General features: G+C 73.5%; 15 protein-coding genes and 2 pseudogenes. 8 read left to right on the forward strand and 9 right to left on the reverse strand.

Features of this window, described 5'->3' with window-relative positions; translation table 11 throughout:
* Window positions 1-41 precede the first annotated feature (41 nt).
* Window positions 42-1,136, reverse strand: coding sequence for an alpha/beta hydrolase (locus J2S63_RS07965; protein ID WP_310300943.1), 1,095 nt, complete (start codon window positions 1,134-1,136; stop codon window positions 42-44).
* A gap of 61 nt (window positions 1,137-1,197) precedes the next feature.
* On the opposite strand from J2S63_RS07965, the gene J2S63_RS07970 reads away from it, so the two are divergent.
* The gene (locus J2S63_RS07970) at window positions 1,198-3,384 is read left to right on the forward strand and encodes an RNA degradosome polyphosphate kinase (protein WP_310300945.1); all 2,187 of its coding nucleotides are present in this window, start codon (window positions 1,198-1,200) and stop codon (window positions 3,382-3,384) included.
* A gap of 126 nt (window positions 3,385-3,510) precedes the next feature.
* Here J2S63_RS07970 and J2S63_RS07975 read toward each other — a convergent pair whose 3' ends face one another.
* Window positions 3,511-4,578, reverse strand: a complete 1,068-nt coding sequence (locus tag J2S63_RS07975) for a hypothetical protein (protein ID WP_310300948.1) — start codon at window positions 4,576-4,578, stop codon at window positions 3,511-3,513.
* 49 nt (window positions 4,579-4,627) lie between these two features.
* Between J2S63_RS07975 and J2S63_RS07980 the strand changes: the two genes are divergently transcribed.
* From J2S63_RS07980 to J2S63_RS07995, 4 genes are all read left to right on the forward strand, one after another.
* The gene (locus J2S63_RS07980) at window positions 4,628-5,515 is read left to right on the forward strand and encodes an NUDIX hydrolase (protein ID WP_310300951.1); all 888 of its coding nucleotides are present in this window, start codon (window positions 4,628-4,630) and stop codon (window positions 5,513-5,515) included.
* A 359-nt stretch (window positions 5,516-5,874) separates the two neighbouring features.
* Window positions 5,875-6,657, forward strand: coding sequence for a phosphate ABC transporter ATP-binding protein PstB (pstB, locus tag J2S63_RS07985; RefSeq protein WP_310306632.1), 783 nt, complete (start codon window positions 5,875-5,877; stop codon window positions 6,655-6,657).
* Window positions 6,658-6,687: 30 nt separating this feature from the next.
* Window positions 6,688-7,230, forward strand: coding sequence for an ANTAR domain-containing protein (locus J2S63_RS07990; RefSeq protein WP_310300953.1), 543 nt, complete (start codon window positions 6,688-6,690; stop codon window positions 7,228-7,230).
* A gap of 191 nt (window positions 7,231-7,421) precedes the next feature.
* On the forward strand, window positions 7,422-8,405 hold the full coding sequence (locus J2S63_RS07995; RefSeq protein WP_310300957.1) for a hypothetical protein: 984 nt from the start codon (window positions 7,422-7,424) through the stop codon (window positions 8,403-8,405).
* Window positions 8,406-8,547: 142 nt separating this feature from the next.
* On the opposite strand, the gene J2S63_RS08000 is transcribed toward J2S63_RS07995, so the two are convergent.
* From J2S63_RS08000 to J2S63_RS08015, 4 genes are all read right to left on the reverse strand, one after another.
* Window positions 8,548-9,645 (reverse strand): inorganic phosphate transporter, encoded by a 1,098-nt coding sequence (locus tag J2S63_RS08000; protein WP_310300960.1) that lies wholly within the window; start codon window positions 9,643-9,645, stop codon window positions 8,548-8,550.
* Between the two features lie 2 nt (window positions 9,646-9,647).
* The gene (locus tag J2S63_RS08005) at window positions 9,648-10,265 is read right to left on the reverse strand and encodes a DUF47 domain-containing protein (RefSeq protein WP_310300963.1); all 618 of its coding nucleotides are present in this window, start codon (window positions 10,263-10,265) and stop codon (window positions 9,648-9,650) included.
* A 108-nt stretch (window positions 10,266-10,373) separates the two neighbouring features.
* Window positions 10,374-10,547, reverse strand: coding sequence for a hypothetical protein (locus J2S63_RS08010; protein WP_310300966.1), 174 nt, complete (start codon window positions 10,545-10,547; stop codon window positions 10,374-10,376).
* Between the two features lie 192 nt (window positions 10,548-10,739).
* The gene (locus J2S63_RS08015) at window positions 10,740-10,943 is read right to left on the reverse strand and encodes a cold-shock protein (protein ID WP_310300970.1); all 204 of its coding nucleotides are present in this window, start codon (window positions 10,941-10,943) and stop codon (window positions 10,740-10,742) included.
* Window positions 10,944-11,125: 182 nt separating this feature from the next.
* Here J2S63_RS08015 and csrA point away from each other — a divergent pair, with 182 nt between their 5' ends.
* Window positions 11,126-11,371 carry a carbon storage regulator CsrA gene (gene csrA / locus J2S63_RS08020; protein WP_310300973.1) on the forward strand — a complete coding sequence of 82 codons (246 nt, stop codon included), beginning with the start codon at window positions 11,126-11,128 and terminating at the stop codon, window positions 11,369-11,371.
* Window positions 11,372-11,420: 49 nt separating this feature from the next.
* Here the strand turns inward: csrA and J2S63_RS21280 are convergent.
* A pseudogene (locus J2S63_RS21280) lies at window positions 11,421-11,681 on the reverse strand (DUF2249 domain-containing protein); the annotation flags it as partial.
* A 126-nt stretch (window positions 11,682-11,807) separates the two neighbouring features.
* A pseudogene (locus J2S63_RS21285) lies at window positions 11,808-12,218 on the reverse strand (hemerythrin domain-containing protein); the annotation flags it as partial.
* 56 nt (window positions 12,219-12,274) lie between these two features.
* Between J2S63_RS21285 and J2S63_RS08030 the strand changes: the two are divergent.
* Both J2S63_RS08030 and J2S63_RS08035 read left to right on the forward strand, forming a co-directional pair.
* Complete coding sequence (locus J2S63_RS08030; protein WP_310300978.1) at window positions 12,275-12,997, forward strand: helix-turn-helix transcriptional regulator; 723 nt, start codon at window positions 12,275-12,277, stop codon at window positions 12,995-12,997.
* Between the two features lie 4 nt (window positions 12,998-13,001).
* Window positions 13,002-15,602 carry a multicopper oxidase domain-containing protein gene (locus J2S63_RS08035; RefSeq protein WP_310300980.1) on the forward strand — a complete coding sequence of 867 codons (2,601 nt, stop codon included), beginning with the start codon at window positions 13,002-13,004 and terminating at the stop codon, window positions 15,600-15,602.
* Here the strand turns inward: J2S63_RS08035 and fliW are convergent.
* Window positions 15,562-15,954 carry a flagellar assembly protein FliW gene (fliW, locus tag J2S63_RS08040; RefSeq protein WP_310300983.1) on the reverse strand — a complete coding sequence of 131 codons (393 nt, stop codon included), beginning with the start codon at window positions 15,952-15,954 and terminating at the stop codon, window positions 15,562-15,564. The genes J2S63_RS08035 and fliW overlap by 41 nt on opposite strands.
* Window positions 15,955-15,982: the final 28 nt, after the last annotated feature.

Genomic DNA, 15,982 nt, shown 5'->3' on the forward strand with positions numbered 1-15,982 from the left:
CTCGGGGAGCGACAACATCACTAGGTACCTAGTGAAACCGATCAGCCCAGCCCGTCCCGCAGGGCGCGGGTCGCGCGGCGCACGGCCTCGAGCCCGGGGCTCTCGAAGGACAGCACGTTGGCGAAGCCGTGGATCTCGCCCGGCTCGAGCCGGTGCTCGACCGTGGCGCCCGCCTCCTGCAGACGGCGGGCGTAGGCCTCGCCCTCGTCGCGGAGGGGGTCGAAGCCCGCGGTGACGAGGTACGCCGGCGCGAGGTGGCGTACGACGGCCTCGCTCAGCTCGGCGTGCAGCACCGAGGCGCGGGGGTCGGTCGGGTCGGCGCCGGCGAGGTAGGCGGTCTCGGCCCGGTCCATGAACTTCCTGGTGAGGAAGAAGCCCTCGGCGAACGTCGACCGGCTCGGGCGCTGGCTGAACATCTCGGTCATCGGGTAGATCAGCAGCTGGAACTTCAGCGGCACCTCCTCCTGCGCGGCCCGCAGCGCGGTCGCCGCGGCGAGGTAGCCGCCCGCCGAGTCCCCGGCCACCGCGAGGCGCGTGGGGTCGGCGTCGTAGTCCGCGGCGTTGCTCGCCAGCCACTCGTAGGCCGCCCAGGCGTCGTCGACCCCAGCGGGGAAGACGTGCTCCGGGGCCAGGCGGTAGTCGACCGAGAGGACCCGGGCACCGGTCTCCTCGGCGAGGAACCGGCACAGCGCGTCGTGGGAGTCGAGGTCGCCGTAGACCATGCCGCCGCCGTGGAAGAACATCGTCAGCGGACCCGGGTCGACCGTGCCGCGGGGGACGTAGAGCCGCGCGCGCAGCGGCCCGTCGGCACCGCGGACCGTGCGCTCGTGCACCTGCCCGATCGGTTGGCGGCCGCCCCCCAGCCGCGCCTGCCGCAGCACGACCCCCCGGCCGTCGACGAAGTCCTCGTGGTCCTCCGCCGGCCGCGGGAACACCACCTTCATCAGGCGCAGCAGCAGCTGGGTCCCCGGCGACAGCTCGTGGCCGTCGACGCGGACCGGCGGCCCGGCCAGGCGGCGTACGCGTGCCTCCGGCTGGCCGAGCACGCGCGGCATGGCCGCGGCCATCACCTGGTCCGTGCGGCCGCGGGCGAGGCCGAGGAGGTCGGAGGGGGTGCGACGGGGCGAGCGAGGCATGGCGGAACCGTAGCGAGAACGAGTTCACCCCTGGTTCACCGCCGGGTGGGACGATGACCACATGAGCCCCGAGACGTCCCTGCTGCGCGAGTCCCTGACGGATCCCCTCACCCACGAGGACGTCACGGCTTCCACGGTGGGCGCGGTGGACGTCTTCGACGTCGACCCGGCGTACGACGCGACGCTGGGCGAGCTGCCCGACGACCGGTTCCTCGACCGCGAGGTGTCGTGGCTGCGGTTCAACCAGCGGGTCCTGGAGCTCGCCGAGGACGAGTCGGTCCCGCTGCTCGAGCGGGTGCGGTTCGCCGCGATCTTCGCCAGCAACCTCGACGAGTTCTTCATGGTCCGCGTGGCCGGCCTCAAGCGCCGCATCGCGGCCGGGCTCGCGGTGCCGAGCGCCTCGGGCCTCCAGCCCCGCGAGGTGCTCGACCTGATCTGGCAGCGGACGACCGAGCTCATGCAGCGGCATGCTTCTTGTTTCCGCGACAAGATCATCCCGGCGCTCGCCGAGCAGCAGATCCAGCTGCAGCGGTGGAGCGACCTCGACAAGGAGCAGCAGCGCAAGCTCAAGAAGCTGTTCAAGGAGCGCGTCTTCCCGGTCCTCACGCCGCTGGCGGTCGACCCGGCCCACCCGTTCCCCTACATCTCCGGGCTGTCGCTCAACCTGGCCGTGCTGGTGCGCAACCCCAAGACCGGCAAGGAGCACTTCGCACGGGTCAAGGTGCCGCCGAAGTTCGACCGCTTCATCGCCGTCGACGAGCAGCGCTTCGTGCCGCTCGAGGACGTCATCGCCGAGCACCTCAAGCCGCTGTTCCCCGGCATGCAGGTGGTCACCGTCCACACCTTCCGCGTGACCCGCAACGAGGACCTCGAGGTCGAGGAGGACGATGCCGAGAACCTCCTGCACGCACTGGAGAAGGGGCTGCAGCGCCGCCGCTTCGGCCCGCCCGTGCGGCTCGAGGTCGAGGAGAGCATCGACGCCCACGTGCTCGACCTGCTGGTCACCGAGCTCGGCATGAGCGCCTCCGAGGTCGTGTCGGTGCCGGGCCCGCTCGACCTGCGCGGCCTGCACGACATCGCCGACCTCGACCGGGCCGAGCTGAAGTACCCCGCCTTCCTGCCCTCCACCCACGCCCTCCTCGCCGAGGTCGAGTCGGCCTCGCCGGTCGACATCTTCGGCGCGGTCCGCGAGCGCGACGTGCTCCTGCACCACCCCTACGACTCGTTCAGCACCTCGGTGCAGCGCCTCCTCGAGCAGGCCGCGGCCGACCCGCACGTGCTCGCGATCAAGCAGACGCTCTACCGCACCTCGGGCGACTCCCCGATCATCGAGGCCCTGATCGACGCGGCCGAGGCCGGCAAGGAGGTCCTCGTCATCGTCGAGATCAAGGCACGGTTCGACGAGCGCGCCAACATCAAGTGGGCGCGCAAGCTGGAGCAGTCCGGCTGCCACGTCGTCTACGGCCTGGTCGGGCTCAAGACCCACTGCAAGCTCGCGCTCGTGGTCCGCGACGAGCCCGACGGCATCCGCCGCTACGCCCACCTCGGCACCGGCAACTACAACCCCAAGACCGCGCGCCTCTACGAGGACCTCGGCCTGCTCACCGCCGACCCCAACCTCACCGACGACGTGGCCCACCTGTTCAACAACCTGTCCGGCTACGCCCGCCACCCGTCGTACGAGCACCTCCTGGTCGCGCCCCACACGGTCCGCGACGGGCTGGTCGAGCGCATCCGCCGCGAGGTCACCCACCACGAGGTCGGGCGACCCGCGCGCATCCGCATCAAGGCCAACTCGGTGGTCGACGAGGTCGTCATCGACGCGCTGTACGACGCCTCGCGGGCCGGGGTGCCCGTGCAGCTGCTCACCCGCGGGATCTGCGCGCTGCGACCGGGCGTCCCCGGGCTCAGCGAGATGGTGGAGGTGCGCTCGATCCTCGGCCGCTTCCTCGAGCACAGCCGGGTCTTCTGGTTCGAGAACGCCGGCGACCCGGAGGTGCTCATCGGCTCCGCCGACCTCATGCACCGCAACCTCGACCGCCGCGTCGAGGTGCTCACCCCCCTGCTGGCGCAGGCCACCAAGGACGAGGTCGGTCGCATGCTCGACGTCTCCTTCGCCGAGGGCACCTCGGCCTGGCACCTGCAGTCCGACGGCACCTGGCAGCGGCGCACCACCGACGACGGCGGCCAGCCGCTGCTGGACCTCCAGGAGTGGCTGATCCAGCAGTCCCGCCGCCGCAAGGCCTGAGGTCTCGACAGGCTCGACCACCGATCGACGCTCGACCACCGATCGACGCTCGACCACCGATCGACGCTCGACCACCGATCGACGCTCGACCACCGATCGACGCTCGACCACCGGTCCCGCCCAGGGTCAGCAGGTCGCGAAGAGCACCGCGCCCTGGCCGAGGTCGGACATCAGGGTGTCGCGCGCCTTCACGTCGAGCCGCACGAGCCGGCCGTCCTGCACCGCGCGGGTCACCGAGAACCGGTCGCCGAAGGTGCCGCCCTGCCCGGGCGCGGCCCCCCGCGCCAGGTCGGTGCGCGGCTGGAGGTCGTCCTCGGCCTGCGCGTCGGTGGCGAACCACATCCCGATCGTCGCGGCACGCCCGGTCCGCCGCGCCAGGACCAGCCCGTCGAGCGGGTGGACGCCCCCGACCTTGTCGGTGAGGCGGTCCCCCTCCTGCCGGTCGACCGGGTCGGCCTTGGACATCGCGAGGTCCTCGCAGGCGAAGTCGCCGACCCACAGCTGGGCCGAGCGGACGTCGTCGCCGGCGGCCGCGACCAGCTGGGAGACCCCGTCCTCCGCCATCACCGAGTCCTCGTCGCCGGTCCCGACCGGGATCGACTGCTCGAGGAAGGTCGGGTCGTCGGCCATCAGCAGCAGCCGCTGGTCGTGCAGCACCGCGACGTTCTTCTGGGTGGTGGTGAGCGGCTCGTCGAGCGTCGCGACCAGGTCGCCGCTGCCGACCCACACCCCGTCGGGGTCCTTCGGCTCGGCGTACCCGGTCTCGCGCAGGTGGTCGACCAGCGCGTCCAGGTCGACCTCGTCGCGCAGCTTGAGCACGTCGACCGCGCCCTGGCGACCCTGGCCGTAGGCCTCCCACTCGGCGTCGGCCGGCGTGAGGCCGTAGTTGGCCGACATCCCGGCGAACGAGTCCACCAGCGCGGAGGTCGTCGTGACGTCGGCGTCATAGCTGCGGCCGAGGAACGCGGTCAGCCGGTCCTCGTCGAGCGCGGCCTTGCCCCGGGGCGCGTCGAGCGAGGCCGACACGTCGCCCCAGTCGGTGAACCCCAGCCGCAGGCTGTCCTCGGGCAGGGTGCGCATCGCGTCGGCGAACGCCGAGGTCGGTCCGCGCTCCTCGACCCACCACAGGACGCCCCCGGTGGCGACCCCCAGGACGAGGAGCGCGACGAGCCCGACGAGCAGTCGCTGGCGCACCCGGGGTCTCCCTTCACCTCGTCCCGTTGGGTGATGTGACACTAGCCGCATGGCACCACGTGGTCCGGTCCTCGCGGCCGGCGCGGTCACCCTCCGACGACGTCGCGGCACCAGCGAGGTGCTCCTGGTGCACCGCCCGAAGTACGACGACTGGTCGTTCCCCAAGGGCAAGCTCGAGCTGCACGAGTCCCCCCGCACGGCCGCGGTGCGCGAGGTGCTCGAGGAGACCGGCGTCCGCGTCCGGCTCGGTCCGCCGCTGGGCTCCCAGGCCTACCTGGTCGAGAACGGCACGGGCCGGCTCAAGCACGTGCACTACTGGGTCGGCCGCGCGCTGGGCGACCACGACGTGTCGTCGTACACCCCCAACGAGGAGGTCGACGAGGTCCGGTGGGTCACGGTCGAGGACGCCCCCGGGCTGCTCACCTACGACTACGACCGCCAGACGCTGGCCGAGGCCGCGCCGTACGCCAAGCGCAGCGTGCCCCTCGTCGTCCTGCGCCACGCCCAGGCCGCGGCGCGCAGCCGCCACAAGGGGGACGACCGGCGGCGCGGGCTCACCGTCGCCGGCGGGCGCCAGGCCGAGCGGCTCGTCCCGATGCTGCAGGCCTACGGCGTCACGATGGTCGTCTCCTCCAGCAGCGACCGCTGCTGGCGCACCGTCGCGCCGTACGCCGCCGCGCGCGACCTCGGCATCGAGGTCACCCACGGGCTGTGCGAGGAGGACGCCTCCGCCGCCACCGTGGTGCACGAGGTCGCCCGGCTGCTGGAGGAGCGGGTCCCCGCGGTCCTGTGCACCCACCGGCCGGTGCTGCCGATGGTGCTGGAGACCCTCGGGCTCGAGCCGACGCCGGTCGACCCGGGGGCGGCGATCGTGGTGCACCACCGCCACGGCCGGATCGTCGCGATCGAGCGCATCGAGGCCCCGAGCGGGCGCTGAACGGCCCGCGGAGACCACTGACAGCGTTCGTTCACCCGGCGTTCACCTCAAGCGGGGCACCGGTTCACACGGGCTCCCTACGGTCATCGGTGTTGTCCCGACCTGTCGGCCGATCGAGAGCGTGGTGACCCACCGTGGCGACGTACACGACCGCAACCCGCACCTCCCCCAGCACCCACCGCAGCGTGCCGTCCTTCGGCACCTTCCGCCGCGGCGGCGCGGGGGCGACGGCCACCGCGGGCACTGCGGGCGCTGCGGGCGCTGCGGGCACTGCGGGCACCGCGACCCTCGACGCCTCGGTGCTCGCCCAGGGCCGCCGCGACCAGCTGCGCGAGCTGCCCAGCAAGCCCGACCCGGTGATGTCGGCCCAGGAGGTCGACGTCTACTACGGCGACTTCCGCGCCCTGACCAAGGTCAGCCTGGACTTCGGCAAGAACGAGATCACCGCGCTCATCGGCCCCTCCGGCTGCGGCAAGTCGACGCTGCTGCGCTCCCTCAACCGGATGAACGACACCGTGCCCGGCGCGCGGGTCGAGGGGCTCATCACCTACCACGGCCAGGACGTCTACGGCGCCGACGTCGACCCGATCGACGTACGCCGCCGCGTCGGCATGGTCTTCCAGCGGCCCAACCCGTTCCCCAAGTCGATCTACGACAACATCGCCTTCGGCCCCACGTCGATCGGTACGAAGGTCCCCGGCGGCAAGTCCGGCATGGACGACCTGGTCGAGGAGTGCCTGACCAAGGCCGCGCTCTGGGACGAGGTCAAGGGCAAGCTCAAGCAGTCGGCGTACGGCCTCTCCGGCGGCCAGCAGCAGCGCCTGTGCATCGCGCGCACGCTGGCGGTCAAGCCCGACGTGATCCTGATGGACGAGCCCTGCTCGGCGCTCGACCCGATCGCCACCTCCCGCATCGAGGACTGCATGCTCGCGCTGCGGGAGGACTACACGATCATCATCGTCACCCACAACATGCAGCAGGCCGCCCGCGTGGCCGACCGCACCGCGTTCTTCACCGCGCTCGCCGAGGAGGGCTCGGGCGACCGCACCGGCCTGCTCGTGGAGCACGACCTGACCACCAACATCTTCCGCTCGCCCCGCGACAAGCGCACCGAGGACTACATCTCGGGTCGCTTCGGCTGAGCACCCTCCGGTGATCGAGGGCCCACCCCGATGATCACCGGACTGCGCCTGCTCCTCGTCGACCCCCACGTCGAGCCGGGCACCGTGGAGGCGTTCGGTGCCGAGGGCTTCGTGCACCAGGCCGGTCGCGGCACCGACGCGCTGGTCGAGTACGGCTGCTTCTCCCCCGACGCCCTGCTCGTCGCCCCCCGCCTGCCGGACCTCGGGCTGGGGGACTTCGTGGCCGCCGTACGCCGGCGAGGGGACGAGCCGATCGTCCTCGGCGTCGGCGGCGAGCCCGACCTCGGACCCGTCGGCGCCGCGCTGCTGCAGGGCGCCACCGGCACGGTCGACCGGCCGTACGCCGCCAGCGACGTCGCGCTCAAGGTCTCCGCGTCGCTGCCGCGCACCACCGTCCGGCTCCCGCTCCTGCTCGGGCCCCTGCGGCTCGACCCGCTGGCCCACACCGTCCACCTCGACGGCGCCGAGGTCGCGGGGCTGGGGCTCAAGGAGTTCCGGCTGCTCGAGCTGCTCCTCCTCCGCTCCGACCGGGTCGTCTCCCACGTGGAGCTGCGCGACACCCTCGACGGCTGACCGCGCCGGCGCCGCCCGCCCCCCGCCGCGCGCCCGCCGCCGCCGGCGCCGCCCGCCCCCGCCGCGCGTACTCCGACGTACGCGCTGGACAAATCGGACATCGGCAGCTCGTACGTCGGAGTACGCGGGGCCGGGCGGGGCGGCTGTGGAGAGCGCCAGCGCCGATCGAGCCGGCCGCGGCACCCTGCCGCATGCCCTTCACCCCCCGCCTCGCGCTGCCGCCCGGCCTCGTCGTGCCGCGGCGCATCGACCCCGGCGGCGCGACCGGGCCGACCGCCGCCCAGGCACGGGGCCCGCACTGGCACCGGGTCGGCAAGAACTCCTACCGCCCGACCCTCGCCGCGCAGCCCCCGGAGCAGCGCATCTTCGACGCGGTGGGCCAGCTCCCCTCGGGCGGCGCGGTCACGGGGTGGGCCGCGCTCCGCGTCCACGGGGCGGCGTACTTCGACGGCCGTCTCGCCACGGCCGCCGGGTGGGTCGACCGGCCCGTCCTCCTGGCGGCCGGCCGCAGCGAGGGTCGGCGCGCGGCGGCCGGGGTGCTGTTCAGCTACGAGCCGCTGCCTCCCGAGGAGGTCCAGGTCGTGCACGGCCTGCGCGTCACGACGCCGTCGCGGGCGCTGTTCGACGAGCTGCGGACGCTCAAGGTCCCGCGACGTGCGCTGGTCGCGACGGAGATGGCGGTGGCGGCCCGGGTGGTGACGCTCGACGAGATGCGGGTCTACGCACAGCTCCACCGTCGCCGGCGGCGCAGCCTCGCCGCGATCGCCGTCCTCGACCGCGCTCGCCCGGGCGCCCGCTCACCCAAGGAGGTCGAGCTGCGCGACCTCCTCGAGCTCGGGACCGACCTGCCCCTGCTCGGCATCAACGTGCCGGTCTTCGACCTGCACGAGAACTTCCTGCTCGAGGCGGACCTGCTCGGCGTGGAGCGGGGGATGGTCGTGGAGTACGACGGCGAGGACCACGGGTCGAGCGCCAGGCGGGCCCGCGACGCGGAGCGGGCCGACCTGTGCAGGCGCCACGGTCTCGAGCACGTGACGATCGTCGGACCCGACCTGGCCCGTCCGGCGAGGATCGTCGACCGCGTCCAGCAGGCCTGGGAACGAGCCCGCCCCGTCACCGACCAGGTGCGCACGTGGACCACCGAGTGGCCGCCCGGCTGGGCGCCGTGGTGGTGAGGCCCGCCTGCCGGGCCGGCGTACTCCGACGTACGTGCTGCCAATGTCCAATTTGTCCAGCGCGTACGTCGGAGTACGCGGCGGCCGGGCGCGGCGCGGCGGCCGGGCGCGGCGCGGCGGCCGGGCGGGGCGGGCGGCCGGGCTACGGGAGCTGGAGGAGGCGGAGGAGGAAGTAGCAGATCGCGGCCATGAGGCCCGCGGCCGGGAAGGTGAAGATCCAGGCGCCGACGATGTTCTTGGCCACGCCCCAGCGGACGGCGGAGACCCGCTTGGTCGCGCCGACACCCATCACCGCGGAGGTGATGATGTGGGTGGTCGAGATGGGCGCCTCGAACACGAACGCGGTCGTGTAGAGCACGCCCGCGGAGACCGACTCGGCGGCGAAGCCACGGGGCGGGTCGAGGTGGATGATGCGCCGGCCGAGGGTGCGCATGATGCGCCAGCCACCGGAGTAGGTGCCGAGCGAGATCGCGCTCGCCGCGGCGATGATCACCCAGACCGGGAGGCTGTCGTCGGCGGAGACGTGGCCGCCGGTGAGCAGCGCCAGGAAGATGACGCCCATCGTCTTCTGGGCGTCCTGGAGGCCGTGGCCCAGCGCCATCGCGGCGGCGGAGACGGTCTGGGCCAGGCGGAAGCCGCGGTTGGTGCGCGAGGGGTTGGCCTTGCGCCAGATCCACATGATCGCGATCATCACCAGCGCCGCGGCGAGGAAGCCGACGATCGGCGAGGCGATCATCGGGATGACGATCTTGTCGAGGATGACCTGCCAGCGGACCACGCCGCACTGGGCGCCGTCGACGAGCTTGCCCCCGACGGTGCAGCCGGCGTCAGTCATCTCCGAGCCCGCCACCCCGGTGAAGAACTCGCCCGGGGTGGCCAGCGCGAAGGCCATGCCCGCGCCCATGAGCCCGCCGATGAGGGCGTGGGAGGAGGAGGAGGGGAGGCCGAAGTACCAGGTCAGCAGGTTCCACGCGATGGCGCCCAGCAGGCCGGCCATCACGACGGTCAGGCCGTGGGTGTTCTGCGGCAGGGTGATCACCTTGCCGACGGTGTTGGCGACCTCCTGGCCGAGGAAGGCGCCGATGAAGTTCATCACCGCTGCCATCGCCAGGGCCGCCCGCGGGGTGAGCGCACGGGTCGAGACCGAGGTGGCGATCGCGTTGGCGGCGTCGTGGAAGCCGTTGGTGTAGTCGAACGCCAGCGCTACTGCGACGACCGCGATGATGATCGCGAGGTCCACGCTCAGGACTCCTTGACGGCGATCTGCTCGACCACGTTGGCCACCGACTCGAAGGCGTCGATGGCGGCCTCGAGGGAGTCGACGACGTCCTTGAGCTTCATCACCTCGAGCGCCTCGAGCTCGCCGTTGAACAACTTGGCGAGGATGCGGCGGTAGTGCTTGTCGCCGGCGTTCTCGAGCCGGTTGATCTCGATCCAGAACTCGTCGAGGTTCTTCATGCTCTGCAGCCGCGGCATCGAGTCGGCGGTGACCTCGGCGCAGCGCTGGATCACGCTCACCTGCTCGGCGAGCTCGGGCGGCAGGTCGTCGATCTCGTAGAGAAGGACCATGTCGACGGCCTCCTCCATGAAGTCCATGACGTCGTCGAGAGCCGAGGCGAGGGCGTAGATGTCCTCGCGGTCGAACGGCGTCACGAACGTCGTGTTGACCCGCCGGATGATCTCGTGGGTCGCCTCGTCGGCGGAGTGCTCGGCCTCGCGCATGCGGTCGGCGAGCGCGGCGCGGTCGGTGCCCTCGGTGAAGACCTCGTTGAGCAGCCCGGCGCCGTTGACCAGCTGGGCCGCCAGGGTGCTGAACATGTCGTAGAACGAGGCGTCGGCCGGACGGAACCGCAGTGCCACGGGGAGCTCCTGACATCGAGGGATGAACCGCGGAACATGCTAGGGGCACGCGGGCTCCGGGACGCAATCCCCGCCGAAAGGGGCGCAGGCAGTCCCGAGCGCGGGCGATCAGGCGGTGGCCGAGGGCCCGGGGTCGCCCCGGAGCCCCAGGAGATCGTCGATGAGCTGCTGGTCGAGGGGGCCGTCGGCCCGCCCGGCGACGATCATCAGCGACGAGAGCAGCTCGACCTCCTCGCGCTGGACCGGGTCCTCGAGGGGGACGTCGAGTCCGTCGCCCATCATCACTGCATTCCTTCCTCGTCCCACACCGCTCTGACTCGGATTCCTACCCGAAAGGCAGGGGGACACACCACCGCAGGCTCCTGCACATCACGGCAACGCGACAGCGCGCGAAAGGTGACGCGCCGAGAACGGGACGACCCCGGTGCCGCGTGGCACCGGGGTCCAGACGGCCGGCGCAGCCGGCGTCGTACGTCAGAGGGGGCGGACGTTCTCCGCCTGCGGGCCCTTGGGGCCCTGGGTCACCTCGAACTCCACGCGCTGGTCCTCCTCGAGGGACTTGTAGCCCTGCGACTGGATCGCCGAGAAGTGGACGAAGACGTCGTCGCCGCCACCCTCCTGGGCGATGAAGCCGAATCCCTTCTCGGCGCTGAACCACTTGACCGTGCCCTGAGCCATGCTTCTGCCACTCCATCTGAATCGACAATTCCCGGGTGAGCGACCGCTCCGACGAGGTCGTCACGGAGCCGCTCCTCCACGCGATCGCGAGCCTAGCAACCAGACCCAGGCGCACCACCAGCCCCACGGGGCGGGTCTCGTGGCTGCGCGGGACACGCCGCGGGCCAGGGTAGGTTGGGCCCATGCTCGTGCTCAGTCGTCGCGTCGGGGAGAGCATCGTGATCGGCGAGGACGTGACCATCACGGTGCTCGAGGTCCGCGGCGACGTCGCGCGGATCGGGATCCGCGCCCCCCGCAGCGTCGCGGTCCACCGGGCCGAACTCCTGGCCGAGGTCGAGGAGACCAACAAGGCCGCCGCCTCCCCCAGCGCGGACGCGATCGCCGCGCTCACCCGCCGGCTGGGGACCAAGCCGCCCGGCCCGGCCTGAGCCAGGCCGCCCGAGCCGGCCGCCCGAGCCCCCCAGGCTGCGAGAGCGCTCAGCCCTCCCGCAGCAGGACCAGCCGCCAGGCCTCGGGCCCGCGCTCGCGGTAGGTGACGGAGAAGACGCCCGGCCAGCGCTGCTCGACCTGCGCCAGCAGCGGCAGCGGGTCGTGGGGCGCGACCAGCTCGAGCCCGCGGCCCGGGCGCACGGACTCCAGCGCCCCGAAGATCGTGGCGTGCCGGATGGCATGCGGGATCGTGCGCGCGTCGAGCTCGGGGTGCCCCGGGCCGTCCTGCTCGCCGCAGGTGCAGGTGTGCCCGCCGCAGCCGGCCTCCGCCGAGGCGCCCGCCGAGACAGCCGAGGCGCCCTCCCCGAGCAGCTCGTGCATCCCCTCGAGCATGGTGGCCACCGACACGCCGGGGGTCGCGGCGAGCAGCGGCAGCACCAGGTCGTTCTCCTTGCCCAGGTGGGAGTCGAAGACGACCCGGAGCGCCGTCGCGGCAGCGGCCGCGCGCGTGAGGTCGGGGGCGTCGGCGAGCTCCTGCACCAGCTCGCGGACCACGTCGTGCTCGCCCAGCATCGACTGCACCAGGAGCCGACCCTCGAGGGTGGCCTGGGCGGCGGGGTACATCTCCTTCTCCTCGGCGAGCGCGTGCGGGACGAGCTCCGCCTCGCACCACGCGCGCAGGTCGGTGCGCGCCTCCTCCCCCGCGGCGGCCTCGCCCCGGGCGGCGGCGTCGACGAGGGTCTCGACGCGCAGCCGGAGGGCGCCGGCCATCGAGGCGTGGTGGTCCCGGACCGCCTCCGCGGCGCGGGCGTCGGCCTCGTTCGAGGCGATGACGAGCTGTGACATGTCCTGGTCTCCTTCGCGGTGGACGGGTGTCGTCGGAATTAATTACACTCTACTCCGTGGAAACTCCTGCTGCTGACGGCCGACCCCGCGACGGCTACGGCCCGCGCCCCGGGGTCGGCCGCTCGTCCCGGCGGCTCTCGCCCTCCCGCAGCGCGCTGCTGGACCTGCTGCGCTCGCAGGACGAGCCGGTGACCCTGGCCGCCCTCGTGAGCGCCTCGGGGCTGCACCCCAACACCGTCCGGGAGCACGTCGAGGCCCTCGTGCGCGCCGGGCTCGCCCGCCGGCGTACGAGCACGCCGTCGGGACCGGGCCGGCCTGCCCGGCTCTACGAGGCGACCGGCGTGGACGTCGCGCGGACACCGGAGTACGCCGGGCTGGCGGCCACGCTGGCCGCCTCGCTGCACCGCACCAGCCCCTCGCCCACCGAGGACGCCGTCGACGCGGGCCGCGAGTGGGGCCACCGGCTCGCGGAGGAGCGGGGCGCGACCGTGGCGGCGGGCCAGGCCCCCGACCCGGCCGCCGCCCGTCGCGAGGTGGTCGCGCTGCTCGACGACCTCGGCTTCGACCCCGAGCCCGACGCCGAGCACGTCGCCGTCCGGCTGACCTGCTGCCCCCTGCTCGACGCCGCGCAGCAGTGGCCCGACGTGGTGTGCGGGGTGCACCTCGGCCTCACCCGCGGGGCGCTCGAGGCCCAGGGCGCCGACCCCGAGGGCACCGAGCTCCTGCCGTTCTCCGAGCCCGGCGCGTGCCGCCTCCAGCTGGCACACCGTGCCCGGTGAGCGCGTGACCGGTCCCCGCCGCGGCCGCGGGTTCCGGCCGATGCGCGACCTGCCGGTCATCGTGTGGCTGCTGGCCGCGGTGGTCGTGGCGCTGGTCCACCCGTTCGTCCCCGCGCCGCGGTGGCTGATGATCCACCTGCTGATGCTCGGTGCGGTCAGCCATGCCGTCCTGGTGTGGAGCCGCTACTTCACCGACGCCCTGCTGCACTCGCCCGACGACGACCAGACGGCGCAGGACCGGCGGCTGGTGCTGCTCGACGTCGGTGCGCTCGCCGTCGTGGTCGGGGTGCCCTCCGACCTGTGGCTGCTCGTCTGCGCCGGGGCGACCGCGGTCGCGGTTGCGGTGCTGTGGCACGGGTGGAGCATCCTGCGACGGCTGCGGGCGGCGCTGCCCAGCCGCTTCGGCCCCTCGGTCCGCTACTACGTCGCCGCGGCGGGCTTCCTCCCGGTCGGCGCCGCCCTGGGCGTGGTGCTCGCCCGTGGGCTCGGGGAGCGCCGGCACGAACGGCTGATGGTGGCTCACGAGGCGGTCAACCTGCTCGGCTGGGTCGGGCTCACCGTGGTCGGCACCCTGGTCACGCTCTGGCCGACCATGCTGCGCACGCGCATCGCCGAGGGTGCCGAGCGCGCTGCCGCCCGCGCCCTGCCCGTCCTCGTCGGCTCGGTCGCCCTCCTGGCCGCAGGGGCCGCCGCCGGGCTCCGTGTGGTCGCGGTCGCCGGCCTCGCCGGCTACGTCGTGGGGCTGCTGCTGCACGCCCCGACGTTCGTGGACGCCGTACGCCGCAAGCCGCCGGCCGAGCTGCCCGCCTGGTCGGTGCTGGCCGGGGTGACGTGGCTGCTGGGGACGCTGGTGGCGCTCGGCGTCGGCATGGCCGTCGCCCCGACCTGGCAGGACGTCCACGCCGTGGTGGATCGGCTCACCCCGTTCCTCGTGGCGGGCTTCGCCGCCCAGGTGCTGCTCGGTGCCCTGTCCTACCTCGTGCCGGTGGCGCTGGGCGGGGGCCCGCGGGCGGTGCGCGCCGCCAACCGCGTGCTCGACCGGGCCGCGCCGCTGCGGCTGGTCGTGGCCAACCTCGGCCTCGTGCTGTGCCTGCTCCCCGCCCCGGGCGCCGTGCGGGTCGCCGCGTCGTCCCTCACCCTGGTCGCCCTCGCCGTCACGATCCCCCTGCTGCTGGTGGCCGTCCGGGCCTCTCGCCGGGCACGGGAGGCGCCGCTCGAGGAGCGCCCCGCGCGGACCCCGGGCCAGGCCACCGGCCTCGCCGCCACGGGCGTCGCGGTGGTGGCCCTCGCGGTCGCGGTGGGCCTGGCGCTCGACCCGGCCGCGGTCGGCGCGAACGACGTGACCTCCGCCGCCGCCGGGGTCACCCCCACCGGGCGTACGACGACCGTGACGGTGCGGGCCCACGACATGCGCTTCACCCCGGACCGGGTCACCGTGCCCGCCGGCGACCGCCTCGTCCTGGTGGTGACCAACACCGACCACGAGACCGTGCACGACCTGGTGCTCGAGACCGGCGCGGACAGCGGGCGCCTGGCGCCGGGGCGGACCGCCCGGGTCGACGTCGGCGTCGTCGGCCGTGACCTCGACGGCTGGTGCTCCGTGCTCGGTCACCGGCAGCGGGGCATGGTCCTCACCGTCGACGCGGTCGGCGGGCGGGCCCGGCACGACGCTCCCGCAGAGGGGCACCACACGGGCTCGGCCACGAGCAGGCTCGACCTGGCCGCGCGTCCCTCGCCGGGCTGGTCACCTCGTGACGCGGCGCTGCCGCCGGTCCCGCCCGGCCGCGTGCACCGGCGTACGTTCGTGGTGCGGGACGTGGTGCGCGAGGTCGCGCCCGGGGTCACCCAACGGCTGTGGACCTACGACGGCACCGCGCCGGGGCCGGTCCTCCACGGCCGGATCGGCGACCGCTTCGTCATCCGGCTGGTCAACCGCGGCACCGTGGGTCACTCGATCGACTTCCACGCCGGCGAGCTCGCCCCGCAGCGCCCCATGCGCACGATCGCGCCCGGGCACGCGCTGACCTACCGGTTCCGCGCCACGCGCGCCGGGATCTGGATGTACCACTGCTCCTCGATGCCGATGTCGGCCCACATCGCCAACGGCCTGTTCGGCGCGGTCGTCATCGAGCCGCCCGGCCTGCCGGCGGTCGCGCGCAGCTACGTCCTCGTCCAGTCCGAGCTCTACCTCGGGCCCGACGGGGCCGAGGCCGACGCGGACAAGGTGGCCGCGGAGGCCCCCGACCTGGTCGCGTTCAACGGGTACGCCGACCAGTACGACCACGCGCCGCTGCGGGCCCGCGTCGGGGAGCGGGTGCGGGTGTGGGTGCTCGACGCCGGACCGAGCCGGCCGACGTCCTTCCACGTGGTCGGCGCGCAATTCGACACGACGTACGCCGAAGGGGCCTACCTCCTGCGCGGCGGGCCCGGCGGGGCGCAGAGCATCGGGCTGCTGCCGGCGCAGGGCGGCTTCGTCGAGCTGAGCTTCCCGGAGCCGGGCGACTACCCCTTCGTCTCGCACCTGCTGGTCGACGCCGAGCGGGGCGCCCACGGGCTCTTCCGGGTCAGGCCAGCAGCGGCGCGCGGATCGGCAGGTCGTCGTTGAGGACCACCTGACCGCCCTGGTGCGTGCGGGTGTTGACCAGCACCGGCGCCAGCAGGTTGGCGGTCGCCTCGCCCGCCGCGTCGCCGGGGTTGACCACGACGAGGACGAGGACCTCCTCGGCGCGGGCGACGCCCAGCGCGGCGACCGTGGCGTCGTCGATCTCGGGGGCGTAGTCGGGGAAGAACGGCGCCGGGGGCACCACCAGGAACCGCAGCTCGGGGTCGTCGACCGACCGGAGCGCGCACAGCACGCCGTCGTCGTCGAGCCGCACCAGCGCGAAGTGGGTCATGCCGGGGAACCCGGGCATCGGCTCGACGAGCTCGATGACAGGGATGTCCGCGACGACGCTCACGTCACTGCTCCTTCGGGACTTCGGGGGG

The sequence above is a fragment of the Nocardioides marmoribigeumensis genome, from assembly GCF_031458325.1.
GTDB lineage: Bacteria > Actinomycetota > Actinomycetes > Propionibacteriales > Nocardioidaceae > Marmoricola_A > Marmoricola_A marmoribigeumensis.